The sequence below is a fragment of the Bordetella sp. 2513F2 genome, assembly GCF_054642735.1.
The window spans coordinates 132,026-153,468 of sequence record NZ_CM137755.1 but is presented as its reverse complement, the minus strand read 5'-3'; the positions used below and the strand labels follow the sequence as shown (position 1 = coordinate 153,468).

20 protein-coding genes are annotated in these 21,443 nt (G+C 68.7%); all 20 read left to right on the top strand.

Annotated elements, in window-relative coordinates; all coding sequences use genetic code 11:
- The first annotated feature begins 31 nt into the window (after window positions 1-31).
- The 20 genes from ACYBYQ_RS00745 to hisF all read left to right on the top strand — a co-directional run bounded on the left by ACYBYQ_RS00745 (window position 32) and on the right by hisF (window position 21,442).
- Window positions 32-754 (top strand): transposase, encoded by a 723-nt coding sequence (locus ACYBYQ_RS00745; RefSeq protein ID WP_459616469.1) that lies wholly within the window; start codon window positions 32-34, stop codon window positions 752-754.
- 260 nt (window positions 755-1,014) lie between these two features.
- Window positions 1,015-5,760: a glutamate synthase-related protein gene (locus tag ACYBYQ_RS00740; RefSeq protein WP_459616468.1), complete on the top strand. Its 4,746-nt coding sequence runs from the start codon at window positions 1,015-1,017 to the stop codon at window positions 5,758-5,760.
- Window positions 5,761-5,768: 8 nt separating this feature from the next.
- Window positions 5,769-7,235: a glutamate synthase subunit beta gene (locus ACYBYQ_RS00735; RefSeq protein ID WP_459616466.1), complete on the top strand. Its 1,467-nt coding sequence runs from the start codon at window positions 5,769-5,771 to the stop codon at window positions 7,233-7,235.
- Between the two features lie 161 nt (window positions 7,236-7,396).
- Window positions 7,397-8,380: a tripartite tricarboxylate transporter substrate binding protein gene (locus ACYBYQ_RS00730; protein ID WP_459616465.1), complete on the top strand. Its 984-nt coding sequence runs from the start codon at window positions 7,397-7,399 to the stop codon at window positions 8,378-8,380.
- A gap of 101 nt (window positions 8,381-8,481) precedes the next feature.
- Window positions 8,482-9,318 (top strand): ABC transporter ATP-binding protein, encoded by an 837-nt coding sequence (locus ACYBYQ_RS00725; protein ID WP_459616463.1) that lies wholly within the window; start codon window positions 8,482-8,484, stop codon window positions 9,316-9,318.
- Window positions 9,315-10,103: a lipid asymmetry maintenance ABC transporter permease subunit MlaE gene (gene mlaE / locus ACYBYQ_RS00720; protein WP_459616461.1), complete on the top strand. Its 789-nt coding sequence runs from the start codon at window positions 9,315-9,317 to the stop codon at window positions 10,101-10,103. Before ACYBYQ_RS00725 ends, mlaE begins: the two co-directional genes overlap by 4 nt.
- A gap of 12 nt (window positions 10,104-10,115) precedes the next feature.
- A complete protein-coding gene (gene mlaD / locus ACYBYQ_RS00715) occupies window positions 10,116-10,616 on the top strand; it encodes an outer membrane lipid asymmetry maintenance protein MlaD (protein ID WP_459616460.1) in 501 nt (166 codons plus the stop codon).
- Window positions 10,617-10,646: 30 nt separating this feature from the next.
- Window positions 10,647-11,462 carry an MlaA family lipoprotein gene (locus tag ACYBYQ_RS00710; protein WP_459616459.1) on the top strand — a complete coding sequence of 272 codons (816 nt, stop codon included), beginning with the start codon at window positions 10,647-10,649 and terminating at the stop codon, window positions 11,460-11,462.
- A gap of 32 nt (window positions 11,463-11,494) precedes the next feature.
- Entirely contained in the window at window positions 11,495-12,127 is a 633-nt protein-coding gene (locus ACYBYQ_RS00705; protein WP_459616458.1) for an MlaC/ttg2D family ABC transporter substrate-binding protein, read from the top strand.
- A 98-nt stretch (window positions 12,128-12,225) separates the two neighbouring features.
- Window positions 12,226-13,017 (top strand): ABC transporter ATP-binding protein, encoded by a 792-nt coding sequence (locus ACYBYQ_RS00700; RefSeq protein ID WP_459616457.1) that lies wholly within the window; start codon window positions 12,226-12,228, stop codon window positions 13,015-13,017.
- Window positions 13,014-13,820: an ABC transporter permease gene (locus tag ACYBYQ_RS00695; RefSeq protein WP_459616456.1), complete on the top strand. Its 807-nt coding sequence runs from the start codon at window positions 13,014-13,016 to the stop codon at window positions 13,818-13,820. Before ACYBYQ_RS00700 ends, ACYBYQ_RS00695 begins: the two co-directional genes overlap by 4 nt.
- Before the next feature lie 6 nt (window positions 13,821-13,826).
- Window positions 13,827-14,072, top strand: coding sequence for a BolA family protein (locus ACYBYQ_RS00690; RefSeq protein ID WP_459616455.1), 246 nt, complete (start codon window positions 13,827-13,829; stop codon window positions 14,070-14,072).
- Window positions 14,072-15,340: a UDP-N-acetylglucosamine 1-carboxyvinyltransferase gene (murA, locus tag ACYBYQ_RS00685; protein ID WP_459616453.1), complete on the top strand. Its 1,269-nt coding sequence runs from the start codon at window positions 14,072-14,074 to the stop codon at window positions 15,338-15,340. The genes ACYBYQ_RS00690 and murA overlap by 1 nt, the downstream gene beginning before the upstream one ends.
- Window positions 15,337-16,011 (top strand): ATP phosphoribosyltransferase, encoded by a 675-nt coding sequence (gene hisG / locus ACYBYQ_RS00680; RefSeq protein ID WP_459616452.1) that lies wholly within the window; start codon window positions 15,337-15,339, stop codon window positions 16,009-16,011. The genes murA and hisG overlap by 4 nt, the downstream gene beginning before the upstream one ends.
- Window positions 16,012-16,053: 42 nt before the next feature.
- Window positions 16,054-17,361, top strand: coding sequence for a histidinol dehydrogenase (gene hisD, locus ACYBYQ_RS00675; RefSeq protein WP_459616451.1), 1,308 nt, complete (start codon window positions 16,054-16,056; stop codon window positions 17,359-17,361).
- On the top strand, window positions 17,358-18,455 hold the full coding sequence (gene hisC, locus ACYBYQ_RS00670) for a histidinol-phosphate transaminase (protein WP_459616449.1): 1,098 nt from the start codon (window positions 17,358-17,360) through the stop codon (window positions 18,453-18,455). Before hisD ends, hisC begins: the two co-directional genes overlap by 4 nt.
- A gap of 1 nt (window position 18,456) precedes the next feature.
- Window positions 18,457-19,044, top strand: coding sequence for an imidazoleglycerol-phosphate dehydratase HisB (gene hisB / locus ACYBYQ_RS00665; protein ID WP_459616448.1), 588 nt, complete (start codon window positions 18,457-18,459; stop codon window positions 19,042-19,044).
- 54 nt (window positions 19,045-19,098) lie between these two features.
- The gene (gene hisH / locus ACYBYQ_RS00660; RefSeq protein WP_459616447.1) at window positions 19,099-19,767 is read left to right on the top strand and encodes an imidazole glycerol phosphate synthase subunit HisH; all 669 of its coding nucleotides are present in this window, start codon (window positions 19,099-19,101) and stop codon (window positions 19,765-19,767) included.
- Window positions 19,768-19,833: 66 nt separating this feature from the next.
- Window positions 19,834-20,595, top strand: a complete 762-nt coding sequence (gene hisA / locus ACYBYQ_RS00655) for a 1-(5-phosphoribosyl)-5-[(5-phosphoribosylamino)methylideneamino]imidazole-4-carboxamide isomerase (RefSeq protein ID WP_459616446.1) — start codon at window positions 19,834-19,836, stop codon at window positions 20,593-20,595.
- Entirely contained in the window at window positions 20,588-21,442 is an 855-nt protein-coding gene (hisF, locus tag ACYBYQ_RS00650) for an imidazole glycerol phosphate synthase subunit HisF (RefSeq protein ID WP_459616445.1), read from the top strand. The genes hisA and hisF overlap by 8 nt, the downstream gene beginning before the upstream one ends.
- The last annotated feature ends 1 nt before the right edge of the window (window position 21,443 follow it).

The window sequence follows — 21,443 nt, the reverse complement described above, 5'->3', positions numbered from 1 at the left end:
AACTGCCTTGCCTGCGGGCAAGCCTGAACTCATGGCCCGACTGCCCCGTTTGTATGCCCCCGGGCTGCCCCAACTGGTGCAGGCCAATTTCGTTCAGCCGCTTGCCGCCCCGTCCCAGCCAGCGCCGCAGGACATCCTTAACCAGCTGTCGGCATGGCTGGGCGAATCGGCGCAGCGCCATCGCGTGGCGGTGCACGGCTGGGTGCTCGCCACCGACCGCATCCTGCTGCTGGCCACCCCGGCCGACGAAGAAGGGCTGCCGCGCCTCATGCAGACCCTGGGCCGCAACCTCGCGGCCCGCCTGCGTGGCGGCCGGGTGTTCGCAGGCCGCTACCGTTCGGCGCTGCTCGAGCCGGGCGCCTGGGTGCTGCGCGCGCTGATCTGGCTCGAAACCTACCCCGTGCGCAGCGGCGGCGCTGCCGAACCCGACGCCTGGCCATGGTCTTCGGCCGGCAGCCACACCGGCAACACCCGCCAGCCGCCCGCGCACTGGCAATCCGACCACGCCGACTACTGGGCCTGCGGCAACACGCCGTTCGACCGCCAGGCCAATTACCGCCGCCTCCTCCAGGAGGGGCTGTCGCGCGACGAAACCCAGCGCATCGAGCAATCGGTGTCCGGCCAATGGGCGCTGGGCGGCCCGGCCTTCATTGCCAGCCTGGCGCACACCGCCAGCCGACGCGTCGCCCCGGGGCAGCGTGGGCGTCCCCGCAAGAAGCCGGCGCCTCCCGCCGCCGCGAGCGATCCGGCCTGAAACCCCGACATCCGGCCCATTTAAACGGGGACATATCTATATTTTGTGGATGTGGCTCGTGGGAGCAGATTTCCCTGAAACCGGCCAAGTTGCGGAAAAATCTCATGTTTTTGTCCGTCCCTAATTATATAAATGCACAGAAGCCGAAAAATAAATAGGGGACACACCCTTATTGTTTAACTTGCGCGCAACACCGCACCGCAGTATCGTGTCGCCCCCTGCACTGCAACATTTCCACGCAGGTCACTGCGGAGCGCGCCATGTCCCACATTCCTACTCCAGCCTCCTGTCGTCCCGAGATCCCGGCGGCACCCATCGATGCCAGCCGTATCGGGCTGCCGGCCGCGCAAGGCCTGTACCGACCCGAGCACGAGCACGACGCCTGCGGCGTCGGCTTCGTGGCGCACATCAAGGGCCGCAAGAGCCACGCCATCATCCAGCAGGGCCTCAAGATCCTGGAAAACCTCGACCACCGGGGCGCCGTGGGGGCCGACAAGCTCATGGGCGACGGTGCCGGCATCCTGATCCAGATCCCCGATGCGCTGTACCGCGACGAAATGGCGCAGCAGGGCATCACCCTGCCTCCTCCCGGCGAATACGGCGTGGCCATGGTGTTCCTGCCCAAGGAAACCGCCTCGCGCCTGGCCTGTGAACAGGAACTCGAGCGCGCCGTGCGCGCCGAGGGCCAGATCGTGCTGGGCTGGCGCGACGTGCCCGTGGACACCGAGATGCCCATGTCGCCCACCGTGCGCTCGGTGGAGCCGGTGATCCGCCAGCTGTTCATCGGCCGCGGCGCCGACGTCATGGTGCCCGACGCGCTCGAGCGCAAGCTGTACGTGATCCGCAAGACGGCCAGCCACGCCATCCAGAACATGCGCCTGGCCCACGGCAAGGAATACTTCGTGCCCTCGGCGTCGGTGCGCACCGTGGTGTACAAGGGCCTGCTGCTGGCCGACCAGGTGGGCCGCTATTACCGCGACCTGGCCGATACCCGCACGGTGTCCGCCCTGGCGCTGGTGCACCAGCGCTTCTCCACCAACACGTTCCCGGCCTGGCCGCTGGCCCACCCCTACCGCATGATCGCTCACAACGGCGAGATCAACACGGTCAAGGGCAACTTCAACTGGCTGCGCGCCCGCGAAGGCATGATGCAGTCGGCCGTGCTGGGCGACGACCTGAAGAAGCTCTATCCCATCGTCTACGAAGGGCAGTCCGACACCGCCACGTTCGACAACTGCCTCGAACTGCTGGTGAACTCGGGCTACTCGCTGGCGCACGCCATGATGATCATGATTCCCGAAGCCTGGGAACAGCACACGCAGATGGACGAGAGCCGCCGCGCGTTCTACGAGTACCACGCGGCCATGATGGAACCCTGGGACGGCCCCGCCGCCGTGGCGTTCACCGACGGCCGCCAGATCGGCGCCACGCTCGACCGCAACGGCCTGCGCCCGGCGCGCTACCTGATCACCGACGACGACATGGTCATCATGGCGTCGGAGGCCGGCACGCTGTCCGTGCCCGAACACCGCATCATCAAGAAGTGGCGCCTGCAGCCGGGCAAGATGTTCCTGATCGACCTCGAACAGGGCCGCATCATCGACGACGCCGAGATCAAGTCGCAGCTGGCGAACAACCGGCCGTACCGCCAGTGGATCGAGCGCCTGCAGATCAAGCTGGAATCCCTGCCCGCGCCGCAGCAGCCCGCTTCGCCGGCCACGCAGTCGCCGGTGTCGCTGCTCGACCGCCAGCAGGCGTTCGGTTGGACCCAGGAAGACTACAAGTTCATCCTCGAGCCCATGGCTGCCACGGGCGAGGAGGTCATCGGCTCCATGGGCAACGACACGCCCCTGGCCGTGCTGTCGAACCGGCCCAAGCCGTTCTACAACTATTTCCGCCAGCTGTTCGCCCAGGTCACCAACCCGCCGATCGACCCGATCCGCGAGCAGCTGGTGATGTCGCTGGTGTCGTTCATCGGGCCCAAGCCCAACCTGCTGGACATCAACAACGTCAACCCGCCGCTGCGCCTGGAGGTGTCCCAGCCGGTGCTGGACTTCGCCGCCATGGCGCAGATCCGCGGCATCGAGCAGGTCACGGGCAAGAAGTTCCGCAGCTACGAACTCGACATCACCTACCCGGCGGCCTGGGGCTCCGAAGGCATCGAGGCCCGGGTGGCCGCGCTCTGCGCCCGCGCCGTTGACGCCGTGCGCAGCGGCTACAACATCCTGGTCGTGTCCGACCGCCTGGTCGACAGCGAGCGCGTGGCCATCCCCGCGCTGCTGGCCACCTCGGCCGTGCACCAGCACCTGATCCGCGCCGGCCTGCGCACCAGCACCGGCCTGGTGGTGGAAACCGGCTCGGCGCGCGAGGTGCACCATTTCGCGCTGCTGGGCGGCTACGGCGCAGAGGCCATCCACCCCTACCTCGCGCTGGAATCGCTGGGCCGCATGCCCGACCCGGAAAAGGCGCTCAAGAACTACATCAAGGCCATCGGCAAGGGCCTGAACAAGGTCATGTCCAAGATGGGCATCTCGACCTACATGTCGTACTGCGGCGCCCAGATCTTCGAAGCGGTGGGCCTGCACAGCTCGCTGGTGAACAAGTACTTCACCGGCACGGCGTCCACCATCGAAGGCATCGACATCTTCCAGGTGGCCGAGGAAGCCCTGCGCATGCATCGCGCGGCCTTCAGCAACGATCCGGTGCTGGCCAACGACCTCGACGCCGGCGGCGAATACGCCTTCCGCGTGCGCGGCGAAGAGCACATGTGGACGCCGGACTCCATCGCCAAGCTGCAGCACGCCTCCCGCGCCAACAACTACCGCACCTACAAGGAATACGCGCAGATCATCAACGACCAGAGCCGTCGCCACATGACGCTGCGCGGCCTGTTCGAGTTCAAGGTCGATCCCAGCCGCGCCATTCCCCTGGACGAAGTCGAGCCCGCCAAGGAGATCGTCAAGCGCTTCGCCACCGGCGCGATGTCGCTGGGTTCCATCTCCACGGAGGCGCACTCGGTGCTGGCCGTGGCGATGAACCGCATCGGCGGCAAGTCCAACACCGGCGAGGGCGGCGAAGACGAGCTGCGCTACCGCGAGGAAATGCGCCAGGGCAAGAGCCCCATCAAGGACGGCGACACGCTGGCCTCCGTGCTGGGCGCCGAGCGCATCGCGGCCGACGTGCCCCTGAAAAAGGGCGACTCCCTGCGCTCGCGCATCAAGCAGGTGGCCTCCGGCCGCTTCGGCGTGAGCGCCGAGTACCTGGCCAGCGCCGACCAGATCCAGATCAAGATGGCCCAGGGCGCCAAGCCCGGCGAGGGCGGCCAGCTGCCGGGCCACAAGGTCTCCGACTACATCGCCAAGCTGCGCTACTCCGTGCCCGGCGTGGGCCTGATCTCGCCCCCGCCGCACCACGACATCTACTCCATCGAAGACCTGGCCCAGCTGATCCACGACCTCAAGAACGTGAACAGCCGCGCCTCGGTGTCGGTGAAGCTGGTGTCGCTGGTGGGCGTGGGCACGGTGGCGGCCGGCGTGGCCAAGGCCAAGGCCGACCACGTGGTGATCGCCGGCCATGACGGCGGCACGGGCGCCTCGCCGGTGTCGTCCATCAAGCACGCCGGCACGCCCTGGGAACTGGGCCTGGCCGAAACGCAGCAGACCCTCGTGCTCAACCGCCTGCGCAGCCGCATCCGCGTGCAGGCCGACGGCCAGATGAAGACCGGCCGCGACGTCGCCATCGGGGCGCTGCTGGGCGCCGACGAATTCGGCTTCGCCACGGCGCCGCTGGTGGTCGAAGGCTGCATCATGATGCGCAAGTGCCACCTGAACACCTGCCCGGTGGGCGTGGCCACGCAGGATCCCGAACTGCGCAAGAAATTCCAGGGCAAGCCCGAGCACGTGGTGAACTTCTTCTTCTTCGTCGCCGAAGAAGTCCGCGAGATCATGGCCCAGCTCGGCATCCGCAAGTTCGACGACCTGATCGGCCGCACCGACCTGCTCGACATGCGCGCCGGCATCGAGCACTGGAAGGCCCAGGGCCTGGACTTCAGCCGCATCTTCTATCGTCCGCAGATCGACGCCGAGGTGCGCAACACCGAGCCCCAGGATCACGGCCTGGCGGGCGCGCTGGATCACCAGCTCATCGAGCGCAGCAAGCCGGCCCTCGAGCGCGGCGAGAAGGTCTCCTTCATCGTGCCGGTGCGCAACCGCAACCGCACCATCGGCGCCATGCTCTCGGGCGCCGTGGCCGCGCGCCATGGCCACGAGGGCCTGCCCGACGACACCATCCACATCCAGTGCAACGGCACCGCCGGCCAGAGCTTCGGCGCCTTCCTGGCGCACGGCATCACCATGGACCTGGTGGGCGAGGGCAACGACTACGTCGGCAAGGGGCTGTCGGGCGGCCGCATCATCGTGCGCTCGCCCAACGACTTCCGGGGCTTCGGCCCGGAGCACATCATCGTGGGCAACACGGTGCTCTACGGCGCGCTTGCCGGCGAGGCCTTCTTCAACGGCGTGGCGGGCGAACGCTTTGCCGTGCGCAACTCCGGCGCGGCAACGGTGGTCGAGGGCACCGGCGACCACGGCTGCGAATACATGACGGGCGGCACCGTGGTGGTGCTGGGCGCCACCGGCCGCAACTTCGCCGCCGGCATGTCGGGCGGCGTCGCCTACGTCTGGGACCCCGACCGCAGCTTCCGCCAGCGCTGCAACCTGGCCATGGTCGAGCTCGAGCCCGTGCTGCCGCATTCCGAGCAGCAGGCGCTGAACAACATCGACGTGTGGCACAGCGCCCAGCGCGGCGGCGAGCGCGCCACCGACGAGACCATCCTGCGCCGCCTGATCGAAGACCACTTCCGCTATACCGGCAGCTTCCGGGCCCGCGAGATCCTGGGCGACTGGGAAGCCGCGCGCGGCAAGTTCGTGAAAGTGATGCCCACGGAATACCGCCGGGCTCTGGGTGAATTGTGGCGTGCGGCCAACCCGCAACAAATGGCCGCCTGAGGACTACCATGGGAAAGATCACCGGCTTTATGGAATACCAGCGCCTGCAGGAGGCCTCCGAGGCCCCGCAGAAGCGCCTGAAGCACTGGCGCGAGTTCGTCGTGCGCCTCACCGACGAGCAGTCCAAGCAGCAGGCGGCGCGCTGCATGGACTGCGGCATCCCGTTCTGCAACACCGGATGCCCGGTCAACAACATCATCCCCGACTGGAACGACCTGGTCTACCGCCAGGACTGGCGGCGCGCGCTCGACGTGCTGCACTCCACCAACAACTTCCCCGAGTTCACGGGCCGCATCTGCCCCGCTCCGTGCGAAGCGGCCTGTACGCTCAACATCAACAATGACGCGGTCGGCATCAAGTCCATCGAGCACGCCATCATCGACAAGGGCTGGGAAGAGGGCTGGGTCGTGCCGCAGGTGCCCACCCGCAAGACCGGCAGGAAGGTGGCCGTGGTGGGATCCGGGCCCGCGGGCCTGGCTTGCGCCCAGCAGCTGGCGCGTGCCGGCCACGCCGTCACGGTGTTCGAGAAGAGCGACCGCATCGGCGGGCTGCTGCGCTACGGCATTCCCGATTTCAAGCTGGAGAAATCGCAGATCGACCGCCGCATCGCCCAGATGGAAGCGGAGGGCGTGGAGTTCTCGCCCTCCACCTACGTGGGCCAGCCTGCCGACGCGGCGGCCGAGGGCCTTACGGTGCGCACGCCGGAATCGCTGCTGGCCGACTTCGATGCCGTGGTGATGTCGGGCGGCGCTGAAACCCCGCGCGACCTGCCCGTCCCGGGCCGCGAGCTAGACGGCGTGTATTTCGCCATGGATTTCCTGCGCCCGCAGAACAAGGCGGTGGCGGGCGACCGCATTTCCGGGCAGCCCAACGCCAAGGGCAAGCACGTGGTGGTGATCGGCGGCGGCGACACGGGCTCCGACTGCGTGGGCACCAGCAACCGCCACGGCGCGGCGTCGGTGACGCAGTTCGAACTCATGCCCCAACCCCCGGAAAGCGAGAACAAGCCGATGGTCTGGCCGTACTGGCCGCTCAAGCTGCGCACCTCGTCCTCGCACGAGGAAGGCTGCCAGCGCGACTGGTGCGTCACCACCAAGGCGCTCAAGGGCCGCAACGGCAAGGTCGAGAAACTGGTGGGCGCGCGGGTCGAGTGGATCCGCGACGACGCCACCGGCCAGATGAAGATGGCCGAAGTCGAGGGCTCGGAGTTCGAGATTGCCGCCGACCTGGTGCTGCTGGCCATGGGCTTCGTCTCGCCGGTGCAGGGCGTGCTCGATGCCTTCGGCGTGGACCGCGACGGCCGCGGCAACGTGCGCGCCAACACCGACGACTACCGCACGAGCATCGACAAGGTCTTCGCCGCCGGCGACATGCGCAGGGGCCAGTCGCTGGTGGTCTGGGCCATACGCGAAGGCCGCCAGTGCGCCCGGGCAGTCGACGAGTTCCTGATGGGCTCGAGCGAACTGCCGCGCTGAGCGCACGACGCAGGCGCCGCGACGGCCGGTTCCGCCCCAGGCGGAGCCGGCCGTCGGCTTTTGTACTGCGCCAGATGCCGGCGGCCTGCAACCGCAGGGCGCCGCATGGCGGCCGCAGGCATAATGTTCTCCAGCACATCCAACGATAAGAGGAGTCCCGCATGCGATTCGTTCGTACCTTCCTGGCAAGCTGCCTCGTGGCCTCGGCCGCGGTGTCGGGCGCGGCCCGCGCCCAGGATTCCGGCAACTGGCCCACCAAGCCCATCACCCTGATCGTGCCCTACGCGCCGGGAGGCTTCGCCGATACCCGGATGCGCCTGCTGGCGCGCAAGCTCGGCGACGCGCTGCAGCAGTCGGTCGTGGTCGAGAACAAGGCCGGCGCGGGCGGCGTGATCGGCACCAGCCTGGTGGCCAAGGCGGCACCCGACGGCTACACCATCGGCGCCGGCAACCTGGCGCCCATGTCGGTCAATCCCACGCTGATGCCCGACATCTCCTACGACGTCGCGAAAGACATCGCGCCGGTCGTGCTCATCGAGAACAGCCCGCTGGTGCTCAGCGTCAACAACAGCGTTCCCGTGCGCAACCTGCAGGAGCTCATTGCCCTGGCCCGGAAAGAGCCCGGCAAGCTCACCTTCGGCTCCTCCGGCGTGGGCGGGGCCCACCACCTGTCGGGCGAGATGTTCAAGGAGCAGGCCGGCATCGACATCGTGCACGTGCCCTACAAGGGCGGCAGCCTGGCGGCCACCGACCTCATGGGCGGCCACATCACCATGATGTTCGAGATGGGATATGCGGCGCTGCCGTCCATCCAGAGCAAGAAAGTGCACCCCATCGCCGTGACCTCCGCCCAGCGCCTGGACGTGCTGCCCGACGTGCCCACCATGGCGGAGGCCGGACTGCCCGGCTTCGAGTCATACAACTGGCAGGGCATCATCGCCCCGGCCGGCACGCCGCGTCCCATCATCGACAAGCTCAACGCCGAACTCAACCGCATCCTGCAGGATCCGGAGGTCAGCAAGGCCATCGCCGACACGGGCAGCCAGGCGGCCGGCGGTTCGCCCGAGGCGTTCGGGGAGTTCATCCAGAAGGAAACCGCCAAATGGGCGCAGGTAATAAAGGCCGGCAACATCACCCTGCAATAGGAGCAGGACAGTAGCCGCGCGCCGGCGGCTGCGGCATGTCGGATGCAGCAGCTACAATGGCGCGCAACGATTCCGGAATCCGTCCGGCGATTTGCCTGCCTATGCCCGATCCCACGCGCAACAGCTCGGAACTTGCCCTCTCTCTGCATGACGTGGCGCTGGGTTACGGTGATTTCACCGTGCTCGGCGGCATCACCATGCAGGTGCTGCCCGGCCAGGTCGTGGCCATCATGGGCGGCTCGGGCTCCGGCAAGACCACGCTGCTGCGCGCGGCCACGGGCCAGATCGCCGCGCAGCAGGGCGAGGTGCGGGTGTTCGGCCAGTCGCTCACCGGGATAGACGGCCCACGGCTGCAGGCGCTGCGCCAGCGCATGGGCGTGCTGTTCCAGCAGGGCGCCCTGTTCACCGACCTGGACGTCTTCGAGAACGTGGCCTTCCCGCTGCGCGAGCACACCGATCTCGGCGAGGCCGCCATACTCGAGCGCGTGCTCGACAAGCTCGACGCCGTGGGCCTGCGCAGCGCCGCCCACCTGCGCGTGGGCGAGATTTCCGGCGGGATGGCCCGCCGCGTGGCGCTGGCCCGTGCCGTGGTGCTCGAGCCCGAGCTCATCCTCTACGACGAACCCTTCGCCGGCCTGGACCCGATTTCCCTGGGCATCACCGCCCGCCTGATCCGCGACCTGGCCGACCGCCTGGGCTGCGCCTCGGTGCTCATCACGCACGACGTGCAGGAGTCCTTCGCCATCGCCGACCGGGTCTACCTGGTGGGCCAGGGCAAGCTCGCGGCCGCCGGCACCCCGCAGGAACTGGCCGCCTCCCAGGACCCCTACGTACGCCAGTTCCTGGATGGCGCGCCCGACGGCCCGGTGGCCTTCCACTACCCCGAAACGCCAGCGTTCCGTACCTGGCTCGCCCGACAACAAGGAGGCCGGTCTTGAGCGCCACCCGCAATCCGGTCAGTGCCCTGGGCGGCTGGGTCCATGCCCAGGTCAGCGGCATCGGCTATTTCACGCGCTTCCTGGGCGCGCTGCTGGCGCGCAGCGGCATCGCGGTGCGCCGCCCGCGCCTGGTATCGCAGCAGGTGCACTTCATCGGCAACTATTCGCTGCTCATCATCGCCGTATCGGGCATGTTCGTGGGTTTCGTGCTGGGCCTGCAGGGCTACTACACCCTGAACCGCTACGGCTCCGAGGAGGCCCTGGGCCTGCTCGTGGCGCTGTCGCTGGTGCGCGAGCTCGGCCCGGTGGTCACGGCCCTGCTGTTCGCCGGGCGGGCCGGCACCTCGCTCACCGCCGAGATCGGCCTGATGAAGGCCGGCGAGCAGCTCGCCGCCATGGAGGTCATGGCGGTGGACCCCATGCGCCGCGTGCTGGTGCCGCGCTTCTGGGGCGGCATGATCGCCATGCCGATCCTCGCGGCGGTGTTCTCCATGGTGGGCATCCTCGGGGGCTGGGTGGTGGGCGTGCTGCTCATAGGCGTGGACCCGGGAGCCTTCTGGTCGCAGATGCAGAACGGCGTCGACGTCTGGAAGGACGTTGCCAACGGCGTGCTCAAGAGCCTGGTGTTCGGGTTCACGGTGACGCTGGTGGCGCTCTACGAGGGCTGGCAGGCCCGGCCCACGCCCGAAGGCGTGGCGCGGGCCACCACGCGTACCGTGGTGGTGGGGTCGCTGGCCGTGCTGGGCCTGGACTTCCTCCTCACCGCCCTGATGTTTGGAAACTGATACGGATCCGTCATGTCACGCGCAAAAACCGATTTCTGGGTAGGACTGTTCGTGCTGCTGGGCGCCATCGCGCTGGTGTTCCTGGCGCTGCGGGCAGGCAACCTCAGCAGCTTCTCGTTCGCGCCCACCTACCAGCTGAGCGCCAACTTCGACAACATCGGCGGCCTCAAGGTGAGGGCGCCGGTCAAGAGCGCCGGCGTGGTGGTGGGCCGGGTGTCCGACATCGCGTTCGACAACCAGACCTTCCAGGCCGTCGTCACGCTAGACCTGGAAGAGCAATACCGCTTCCCCAAGGATTCCTCTGCCTCCATCCTGACCTCCGGCCTGCTGGGCGAGCAGTATCTCGGCCTGGTGCCCGGCGCCGAAGATGACAACTTTGCGGACGGCGAAAAAATCCGCTATACACAAAGCGCCGTGGTGCTGGAACAGTTGATCAGCCAGTTCCTGTACGGCACCGCCGAAAAGCAGGGCACTGCTGCGCCCGCCGCGCCCGCGGCTGCTCCCCAACAATAGCCGCCAGGGCCCATCCCTGAAGCCCCCTCCATGACAAGAAAAACCGCTCCCCGTTTCGCTGCCGCCGCGCTCGCCACCGCGATGCTGGCCGGCTGCGCCGCCCCCCAGAACCCTGACCCGCGCGATCCGTGGGAAGGCTTCAACCGCGGGGTATACAAGTTCAACGACACGGTCGACCGCGCGCTGTTCAAGCCGGTGGCGCAGGCCTACGACTTCGTCACGCCCCAACCGGTGCAGAGCTGCGTGCACAACATGTTCAGCAACCTGGGCGACCTCTGGGCCGCCACCAACAGCATGCTGCAGGGGCGTGGCCACGATTTCATCAATACGCTGGGCCGCTTCCTGTTCAACACCACCATGGGCGTGGGCGGCTGCTTCGACGTCGCCTCGGCCAACGGCGCGCGCAAGATCCCCAACGACTTCGGCGTCACCCTGGGCGTCTGGGGCTTCGGGCAGGGGCCGTACCTGGTGCTGCCCCTGCTGGGCTCCAGCAGCGTGCGCGACGGCGTGGGCCGCGTGGGCGACTGGACCGGCAACTTCGTGTCGGTGGGCCAGATCGACAACGTGCGCCTGCGCAACTCGCTGTGGGGCCTCCAGGTGGTGGACACCCGGGCCAGCCTGCTGGACGCCACCGACACGGTCGACCGCGTGGCGCTGGATCCCTACAGCTTCGTGCGGGACGCCTACCTGCAGCGTCGCGCCGCCATGGTGCGCGGCGCCGCGCCCGCCGACCAGAACCTGCCGGATTACGGTGACGACGACGTCCCCGATTACGGCACAGACCCGGGCGAGGCGGCAGCGCCGGCCGCGCCCGCGGCCGCTCCGGCGGCCCCTGTCGCGCAATGAGCGCGCGCCAGGTCCCACAGAGAGGAGAGTTCATGCAGTCCGTCATTCGCTCGTTTTTCGCCCGCCTGCTCTTCACCTGCGGCCTGCTGGCCGCGGCAGCTGCGGCGCAGGCCCAGACCAAGCCGGACCCCAACGGCCCGCCCGACCAGTTCGTGCTGGCCGCGGCACAGCAGGCGCTGTCCGTGATCAAGGCAGACAGCAGCATCCGCTCGGGCGACCTGAACCGCATCAACCAGGTCGTAGACCAATACATCCTGCCTTACGTCGACTTCCAGAAGACCACCCGCCTGGCGGCCGGCCGCTACTGGCGCCAGGCCAACGAAGACCAGCGCACCCGCCTGGCCGACGCCTTCCGCGGCACCCTGATCCGCACCTACAGCGGCGCGCTGACCCGCGTCGATGCGGGAACCACGATCACGCTGGCGCCGTTCCGCGGCGATCCCAACGCCAACGACGTGGTCGTGCGTTCGCTCATCAGCCAGGCCAATGCCCAGCCGGTGCAGGTGGACTACCGGCTCGAAAAGACGCCCCAGGGCTGGCGTATCTACGACCTCAACGTCGAGAACATCTGGCTCATCGAAAACTACCGCAACCAGTTCGCCCAGCAGATCAACCAGAACGGCATCGAAGGGCTGATCGACGCGCTCAACCAGCGCAATCGCTGATCCACCGGCCGGCGCCAGGCCGCCAGGGCTGCGCGGGGGCACCCCCGCGCGGCCCTTATAATGACGGACTACGCTCTTTACGGGCCGCTCCCGCCGTCATGTCCGCCGTCAGTCTCGAACACGTCTCAAAGATCTACCCGCCGCGCCAACGCGGCTGGAAGCGATTCCTCGGCCAGGCCGAAGGGGTCGGATTCCAGGCGCTTGACGACGTCAGCCTGCGCATCGAGCACGGCGAATTCTTCGGCCTGCTGGGCCCCAACGGCGCCGGCAAGACCACCCTGATCTCCATCCTGGCCGGCCTGGCCCGCGCCACTGCCGGGCAGGCCAGCGTCTGCGGCTACGACGTGGTGGCCGACTACAAGGCGGCCCGCCGCTCGCTGGGCGTGGTCCCCCAGGAACTGGTCTACGACCCCTTTTTCACGGTGCGCGAGACGCTGCGCATCCAGTCGGGCTACTTCGGCCTGCGCCGCAACGACGACTGGATCGACGAGATCCTCTTCAATCTGGGCCTGTCCGACAAGGCCGACACCAACATGCGCGCCCTGTCCGGCGGCATGAAGCGCCGCGTGCTGGTGGCCCAGGCCCTGGTGCACCGGCCCCCGGTCATCGTGCTCGACGAGCCCACCGCCGGGGTCGACGTCGACCTGCGCCGCACGCTGTGGGAGTTCATCTCGCGCCTGAACCGCGCCGGCCACACCATCATGCTCACTACCCACTATCTCGAGGAAGCCGAGGCGCTGTGCGGCCGCATCGCCATGCTCAAACGGGGACGCATCGTGGCGCTGGACACCACGCAGGCCCTGCTGGCCCGCGTAGGCGGCGCCGACCTCGAAGACGCCTTCGTGCGCATCATGCACGACGACGCCCCGCTCGAGGAGGTGGCCTCGTGAACGCGCCCGCGCCTGCCGAACCGCTGGTCCGTCCCCGTCTGGATGCCGGTTCCGGCTTCCCCACGCTGCTGCGCAAGGAGCTGATGCGCTTCTGGAAAGTCAGCTTCCAGACCATCGCCGCCCCGGTGATCACCGCGCTGCTGTACCTGCTGGTGTTCGCCCACGTGCTCGAAGACCGGGTCGTGGTGTACGGCAGCGTGCCTTACACCGCGTTCCTGATCCCCGGGCTCATGATGATGAGCATGCTGCAGAACGCCTTCGCCAATCCTTCCTCGTCGCTGATCCAGAGCCGCATCACGGGCAACCTGGTATTCATGCTGCTGCCGCCGCTGTCGCACCGCGAGATCTTCCTGGCCTACGTGCTGGCCGCCGTCGTGCGGGGCCTCGCCGTGGGCGTGTGCGTCTGGCTGGTCGCCATGTGCTTCTCGCCCCTGCTGCCGGCCAATCCCCTCTGGACGCTGGCCTTCGCGGTGATGGCCTGCGGCATCATGGGCGTGCTCGGCGTGATCGCCGGCCTGTGGTCCGAGAAATTCGACCAGCTCGCGGCCTTCCAGAACTTCCTGATCATGCCGGCCACCTTCCTGTCCGGTGTGTTCTACTCGATCCACACGCTGCCGCCGTTCTGGCAGGCGGTGTCGCACTGGAACCCCATCTTCTACACGATCGACGGCTTCCGCTACGGCTTCTTCGCCGTCTCCGACGTCTCGCCCTGGCGCAGCCTGGCCGTGGTGGCGGGCGTATTCGCGATGCTGTCGCTGTATGCCCTGCGCCTGCTGGCCAGCGGCTACAAACTCAGGAACTGATAGACCATGCTTCCCACCCCCGAGCAGGTGCGCGACTACATCGCCCAGGGCCTGCCCTGTGAACACCTGGAAGTGCAGGGCGATGGCTCGCACTTCGACGCCGTCATCGTCAGCTCCGCCTTCGAAGGCAAGCGTCCGGTGGCGCGCCACCAGCTGGTCTATGCGGCCCTGGGCGACCGCATGAAGGCCGAGATCCACGCGCTCTCGATGCGCACGCTCACGCCGGGCGAATACGCCAAGGCAGGTGCCTGATGGACAAGCTACGCATCACCGGCGGCACCCCGCTGCGCGGCGAGGTCGCCATTTCGGGAGCGAAGAATGCCGCCCTGCCGATTCTCTGCGCCAGCCTGCTTTCGGCCGAACCGCTGAGCCTGCACAATGTCCCCCAGCTCAACGACACGCGCACCATGCTGCGCCTGCTGGGCCGCATGGGCGTCAAGAGCGAGCAGGGCGCCGACGGCACGGTCACGCTGCAGGCCGACCAGGTCGACGACCTGGAAGCGCCGTACGAGCTGGTCAAGACCATGCGCGCCTCCATCCTGGTGCTGGGCCCGCTGGTGGCCCGCTTCGGCGAAGCGCGCGTCAGCCTGCCCGGCGGCTGCTCCATCGGCCAGCGGCCCGTCGACCAGCACATCAAGGGGCTGGCCGCGCTGGGCGCCGACATCAGCATCGAACACGGCTTCGTCGTGGCCCGGGCCAGGCGCCTGAAGGGCACCTCGATCCGCACCGACATGGTCACCGTCACCGGCACCGAGAACCTGCTGATGGCCGCCGTGCTGGCCGAGGGTCAGACCGTGCTCGAGAACGCCGCGCGCGAGCCCGAGGTAGTGGACCTGGCCGAGCTGCTGATCAAGATGGGGGCCCGCATCCAGGGCCACGGCACCGACCGCATCGTGATCGACGGCGTCGGATCGCTGCACGGAGCCAGCCACCGCGTCATTCCCGACCGCATCGAGGCGGGCACTTTCCTGTGCGCAGTGGGCGCAGCGGGCGGCGACATCACCCTGCGCCATGCGGCCCCCGATACCATGGGCGCCACGCTGGATAAGCTGGTCGAGGCCGGCCTCACCATCGAGACCGGTCCCGACTGGATCCGCGGCGCCATGGAGGGCCGGCCGCGCGCGGTAGGCCTGCGCACCCACGAGTACCCCGGCTTCGCCACCGACATGCAGGCGCAGCTGATGGCGCTGAACACCATCGCCGACGGCACGGCGGTCATCGTCGAGAATATCTTCGAGAACCGCTACATGCACGTGCAGGAACTGCGCCGCCTGGGCGCCGACATCGACATCGACGGCCATACCGCCGTGGTGCGCGGCGTGCAGGGCCTGTCCGGGGCCAGCGTCATGGCCACCGACCTGCGCGCCTCGGCCAGCCTGGTGATCGCCGGCCTGGCGGCCGAAGGCGATACCGTAGTCGACCGCATCTATCACCTCGACCGCGGCTACGATCGCATGGAGCTCAAGCTGCGCGCGCTGGGCGCCGACATCGAGCGCCTCCCCGGCAAGGAGCAGGCATGAACGTGGTACCGGGCTCCCCGCTGACCCTGGCGCTGTCCAAGGGCCGCATCTTCGAGGAAACCATGCCGCTGCTGGCGGAGGCCGGCATCGAGGTGGCCGAGAATCCGGAAAGCTCGCGCAAGCTGATCCTGCCCACCAGCGACCCGGGCCTGCGGCTGATCATCGTGCGCGCCTCCGACGTGCCCACCTACGTGCAGTACGGCGCGGCCGACCTGGGCATCGCCGGCAAGGACGTGCTGATCGAGCATGCGGCCCAGCAGCCGGGCCGGCTGTACCAGCCGATCGACCTGAACATCGCCCGCTGCCGGCTCTGCGTGGCGGTGCGCAAGGGCTTCGACTACGAGGCCGCGGTGCACCAGGGCGCGCGCCTGCGCGTGGCCACCAAGTACGTGCAGTCGGCCCGCGAGCATTTCGCCACCAAGGGCGTCTACGCCGACATCATCAAGCTGTACGGCTCGATGGAGCTGGCGCCGCTGGTGGGCCTGGCCGACTGCATCGTCGACCTGGTCTCCACCGGCGGCACGCTGCGCGCCAACGACCTGGTGGCGGTGGAGGAGATCATGCAGATCTCCTCGCGGCTGATCGTCAACCAGGCCTCCCTGAAAACCCGGGGCCACCGCCTGCAGCCGCTGCTCGACGCCTTCGAACGCGCTTCCGCGCGCAATGCATGAACCCGCCGGGCCTGCGCGCCCGGCCCTGAGACACCGTACGCCATGGCCCTGATCAATCGCCTCGATTCCCGCGATCCGGGATTCCCCTCCGCCCTGTCCTCGCTGCTGGCCTTCGAGGCCGGCGAGGACGAGTCCATCGACCGCGCCGCCGCCGGCATCCTGGCCGACGTGCGCAGCCGCGGCGACACCGCCCTGCTGGAATACACCCGCCGCTTCGACCGCGTCGCCGCCGATTCGGTGCAGGCCCTGGAAATTCCCCGCTCGGAATGGCATGCCGCCCTCGCGGCCCTGCCCGCCGCCCAGCGCAACGCGCTCGAGACGGCCGCCGACCGGGTCCGCGCCTACCACGAGCACCAGCGCAGCGAAACCTGGACCTACACCGAGGCCGACGGCACGGTGCTGGGCCAGCAGGTCACGCCGCTGGACCGCGTTGGCCTGTACGTGCCCGGCGGCAAGGCCGCCTATCCTTCGTCCGTGCTGATGAACGCCATCCCGGCCAAGGTCGCCGGCGTGCCGGAGCTCATCATGGTCACGCCCACGCCCGATGGCGTGCGCAACCCCATCGTGCTGGCCGCGGCGGCCATCGCCGGCGTGGACCGCGCCTTCGCCGTGGGCGGCGCCCAGGCCGTGGGCGCGCTGGCCTACGGCACCGCCACCGTGCCGTCGGTGGACAAGATCGTGGGCCCGGGCAATGCCTATGTGGCCGCCGCCAAGCGGCGCGTGTTCGGCGTGGTCGGCATCGACATGATCGCCGGCCCCAGCGAAATCCTGGTGATCTGCGACGGCACGACGCCCGCCGACTGGATCGCCATGGACCTGTTCTCGCAGGCCGAGCACGACGAACTGGCCCAGGCCATCCTGCTGTGCCCCGACGCGGCCTATCTCGACGAGGTCGAGGCCGCCATTGCGCGCCTGCTGCCCACCATGCCGCGCGCCGACATCCTGCGCACCAGCCTGGGCAACCGCGGCGCCCTGATCCTCGTGCGCGACCTCGACGAGGCCTGCGCCATCGCCAACCAGATCGCGCCCGAGCACCTGGAGATCTCCACCGAGAACCCCGAGACGTGGACGGCGCGCATCCGCCATGCCGGCGCCATCTTCATGGGCCGCTACAGCTCCGAATCGCTGGGCGACTACTGCGCCGGCCCCAACCACGTGCTGCCCACGTCCCGCACGGCGCGCTTCTCCTCGCCGCTGGGCGTGTACGACTTCCAGAAGCGCTCCAGCCTCATCCAGGTGTCGCACCAGGGCGCCCAGACGCTGGGCCGCATCGCCGCCGAACTGGCGCTGGGCGAGGGGCTGCAGGCGCACGCCGCCAGCGCGCAATACCGGCTCGACGACCAGCCATGAGCGACGCGGCCGCCGACCGCGCGGCGCGCACGGTGCGCGCCGGCATCCTGGCCCAGGCCGCCTATCCGGTGGCCCACGCCGACGGGGACGCCATCAAGCTCGACGCGATGGAATGCCCGTATCCGCTGCCCGAGGCGGTGCGCCAGGCCATCGCCCGCGCTGCGCACGACACGCCCCTGAACCGCTATCCCGGCGCGGGCCTGGACGAGCTCAAGGCCGAGGTGGCCGCGGCCTTCGACGTGCCGGCCGGGGCCGGCCTGCTGTGCGGCAACGGCTCCGACGAGCTCATCCACCTGGTGATCCAGGCCTGTTGCGAGCCGGGCGACGTGGTGCTCTCGCCCTGGCCGTCCTTCGTGTACTTCGAGATGGCGGCTGCCCTGGACCACGCCCGTTTCGTGGGCGTGCCGCTCACCGCGGGGCTGCAGCTCGATCTGCCGGCCATGCTGGAGGCCATCTCGGCGCACCGTCCCAAGGTGGTGTTCCTGGCCCTGCCCAACAATCCCACCGGCGGGCTGTGGCCCGACGAGGCGGTGCAGGCCATCGTGGATGCCGCGCCCGGCCTGGTGGTGATCGACGAAGCCTACCAGCCCTTCGCCGGCCACAGCTGGATGCCACGGGCCGCCTCGCTGCCCAACGTGGTGGTGCTGCGCACGCTGTCCAAGATCGGCCTGGCGGGGCTGCGCTTCGGCTATCTGGCCGGTCCCCCGGCCTGGATCGCGCAGCTCGACAAAGCCCGTCCTCCGTACAACGTGGGCGTGCTGACCCAGGCCGTGCTGCGCGCGGTGCTGCATCACAAGGCCGAACTCGATGTCCAGGCCGCGCAGCTGCGCGCCGACCGCGGGCCGCTGTCCCGGGACCTGGCCGCCCTGCCGGGCGTGCAGGTCTACGACAGCGCCGCAAATTTCGTACTCGCGCGCTTTTCCGGCCTCCCGGGGGGCAACGCCGTGCATCGCGCGCTGAAAACGCGCAAAATACTGGTAAGAAACTTTTCCGACGCCCATCCCCTGCTGGTCGACTGCCTGCGCATTTCGGTAGGCACTCCCGCCGAGAACGCGGCCCTGCTGGCCGCGCTGCAAGAAATCCTGAGCCCCTGACATGCGTACCGCAGAAATCACCCGCAACACCAACGAAACGCGCATCCGCGTCGCGATCAACCTCGACGGCACCGGCAAGCAGACGGTGGCCACCGGCGTGCCGTTCCTCGACCACATGCTCGACCAGATCGCGCGCCACGGCCTCATCGACCTCGACATCCAGGCCGAAGGCGACCTGCACATCGACGACCACCACACCGTCGAGGACGTCGGCATCACGCTGGGCATGGCCATCGCCCAGGCTGCCGGCGACAAGGCCGGGCTGCGCCGCTACGGCCACGCCTACGTGCCGCTCGACGAAGCGCTGTCGCGCGTCGTGGTCGACTTCTCCGGGCGCCCCGGGCTGCAGTACCACGTCGACTACACGCGCGCGCGCATCGGCAGCTTCGACGTGGACCTGGCCCGCGAGTTCTTCCAGGGCCTGGTCAACCACGCCCTGATCACCCTGCACATCGACAACCTGCGCGGCGCCAATGCCCACCACCAGTGCGAGACGATCTTCAAGGCGTTCGGCCGCGCCCTGCGCATGGCCCTGGAGATCGACCCCCGCATGGGCGGGACCGTTCCGTCGACCAAGGGCGTGCTGTAACCGGCGGCCGCGCCTGCCCGCTGCCATCGCCATACTCCTGACACACCCGCCATCGTGAGCACCATCGCCATTGTCGACTACGGAATGGGCAACTTCCATTCCGTGGCCCGCGCCCTCCAGTACGCCGCCCCGGATGCCGACGTCCGGATCTGCAACCAGCCCCACGAGATCGACGCGGCCGACCGCGTGGTCTTCCCGGGCCAGGGCGCCATGCCCGATTGCATGCGCACCCTGAACGCCTCGGGGCTGCGCGATGCCGTGCTGCGCGCCGCCCGCAGCAAGCCGCTGCTCGGCGTGTGCGTGGGCGAACAGATGCTCTTCAGCACCAGCGAAGAGGGCGATACCCCCTGCCTGGACGTATTCCCCGGAGTGGTGCGACGCTTCGCCGGGCCGCAATATGCGCCGCCCGCCATCGACGGCGAGGCCGCCCCGGCGCCGGGCGACGAGCGGCTGAAGGTGCCGCACATGGGCTGGAACCCGGTACGCCAGACGCGGTCCCATCCCCTCTGGGAAGGCATCCCCGATGCCACGCATTTCTATTTCGTGCACAGCTACTATGCCGTGCCGTCCGACCCTGCGGTCATCGCGGGCGAAAGCGACTACGGCGTCGCCTTTACCTGCGCAGTGGCCGCCGCTAACATTTTTGCGGTGCAGTTCCACCCCGAGAAAAGCGCCGGCCACGGTTTGCGCCTTTATCGCAATTTTGTAGACTGGCAACCGTAACCGGCTCCCGGACGAGCCCCGGCCCGGCCTTTTCCAACCCTCATCAATCAAAGCTCGCGATCCACCATGCTGCTGATCCCCGCCATCGACCTCAAAGACGGGCGCTGCGTGCGCCTGCGCCAGGGTGACCTGGACGATGCAACGGTGTTCTCCGAAGACCCCGCCGCCATGGCCAGCCACTGGCTCGACCTCGGCGCACGCCGCCTGCATCTGGTCGACCTCAATGGCGCCGTGGCCGGCAAGCCCCGCAACGAAGCGCCCATCAAGGCCATCCTCGACGAAGTCGGCGACGAGATCCCGGTGCAGATCGGCGGCGGCATCCGGGATCTCGACACCATCGAGCGCTACCTCGACGCCGGCATCTCCTACGTCATCATCGGCACGGCTGCCGTGAAGAACCCCGGTTTCCTGCAGGACGCCTGCGGCGCCTTCCCCGGCAACATCATCGTGGGCCTGGATGCGCGCGACGGCAAGATCGCCACCGACGGCTGGAGCAAGCTCACCCGCCACGACGTGCTCGACCTGGCCAAGAAGTTCGAGGACTACGGCTGCGAGGCCATCATCTATACCGACATCGGCCGCGACGGCATGCTCTCCGGCGTCAACGTCGAGGCCACCGTGCGCCTGGCGCAGCACGTGCGCATCCCCGTGTTCGCCTCCGGCGGCATCGCGGGCATCCAGGACATCGAAGCCCTGTGCGCCGTGGAAGAAGAGGGCGTCGAGGGCGCCATCCTGGGCCGCAGCATCTATGAAGGCACGCTCGACTTCCAGGCTGCGCAGGCCCGGGCCGACGAACTGAGCGGCGTCGAACCCGGCAGCCATGAATAGCATTCCCGCACCGCGGCTACCCGCCCGGCCTGCCGGCGAAACCGCCCTGGGCGCGGGCGCAGCTGCCCTGAACGGCCTCACCCGCCGCATCATTCCCTGCCTGGACGTCACGGCCGGGCGGGTGGTCAAGGGCGTGAATTTCGTCAACCTGGCCGATGCCGGCGATCCGGTCGAGATCGCGCGCCGCTACAACGAGCAGGGCGCCGACGAGCTCACCTTCCTCGACATCACCGCCACCAGCGACGGGCGCGACCTGATCCTGCCCATCATCGAGCAGGTGGCCTCGCAGGTCTTCATCCCGCTCACGGTGGGCGGGGGCGTGCGCCAGGTATCCGACGTGCAGCGCCTGCTCAATGCGGGCGCCGACAAGATCAGCATCAACAGCGCCGCGGTGGCCAATCCCGAGCTGGTGCGCAGCGCGGCCGACTACCACGGCTCGCAATGCATCGTGGTGGCCATCGACGCGCGCCGCGTGTCCGAGCCCGGCGCCCCGGCGCGCTGGGAGGTCTACACCCATGGCGGCCGCAAAGCCACCGGGCTCGACGCCGTGGCCTGGGCACGCCGCATGGCCGCCTACGGCGCCGGCGAGATCCTGCTCACCAGCATGGACCGCGACGGCACCAAGTCGGGCTTCGACCTGGAACTCACCCGCGCGGTGTCCGATGCCGTGCCGGTGCCGGTGATCGCCTCCGGCGGGGTCGGCAGCCTGCAGCACCTGGCAGAAGGCGTCACCACCGGCCGCGCCAGCGCCGTGCTGGCTGCCAGCATCTTCCACTTCGGCCAGCACACCGTGCGCGAGTGCAAGCAATACATGGCCGAGCGCGGCATCGCCGTACGACTGGACTGAC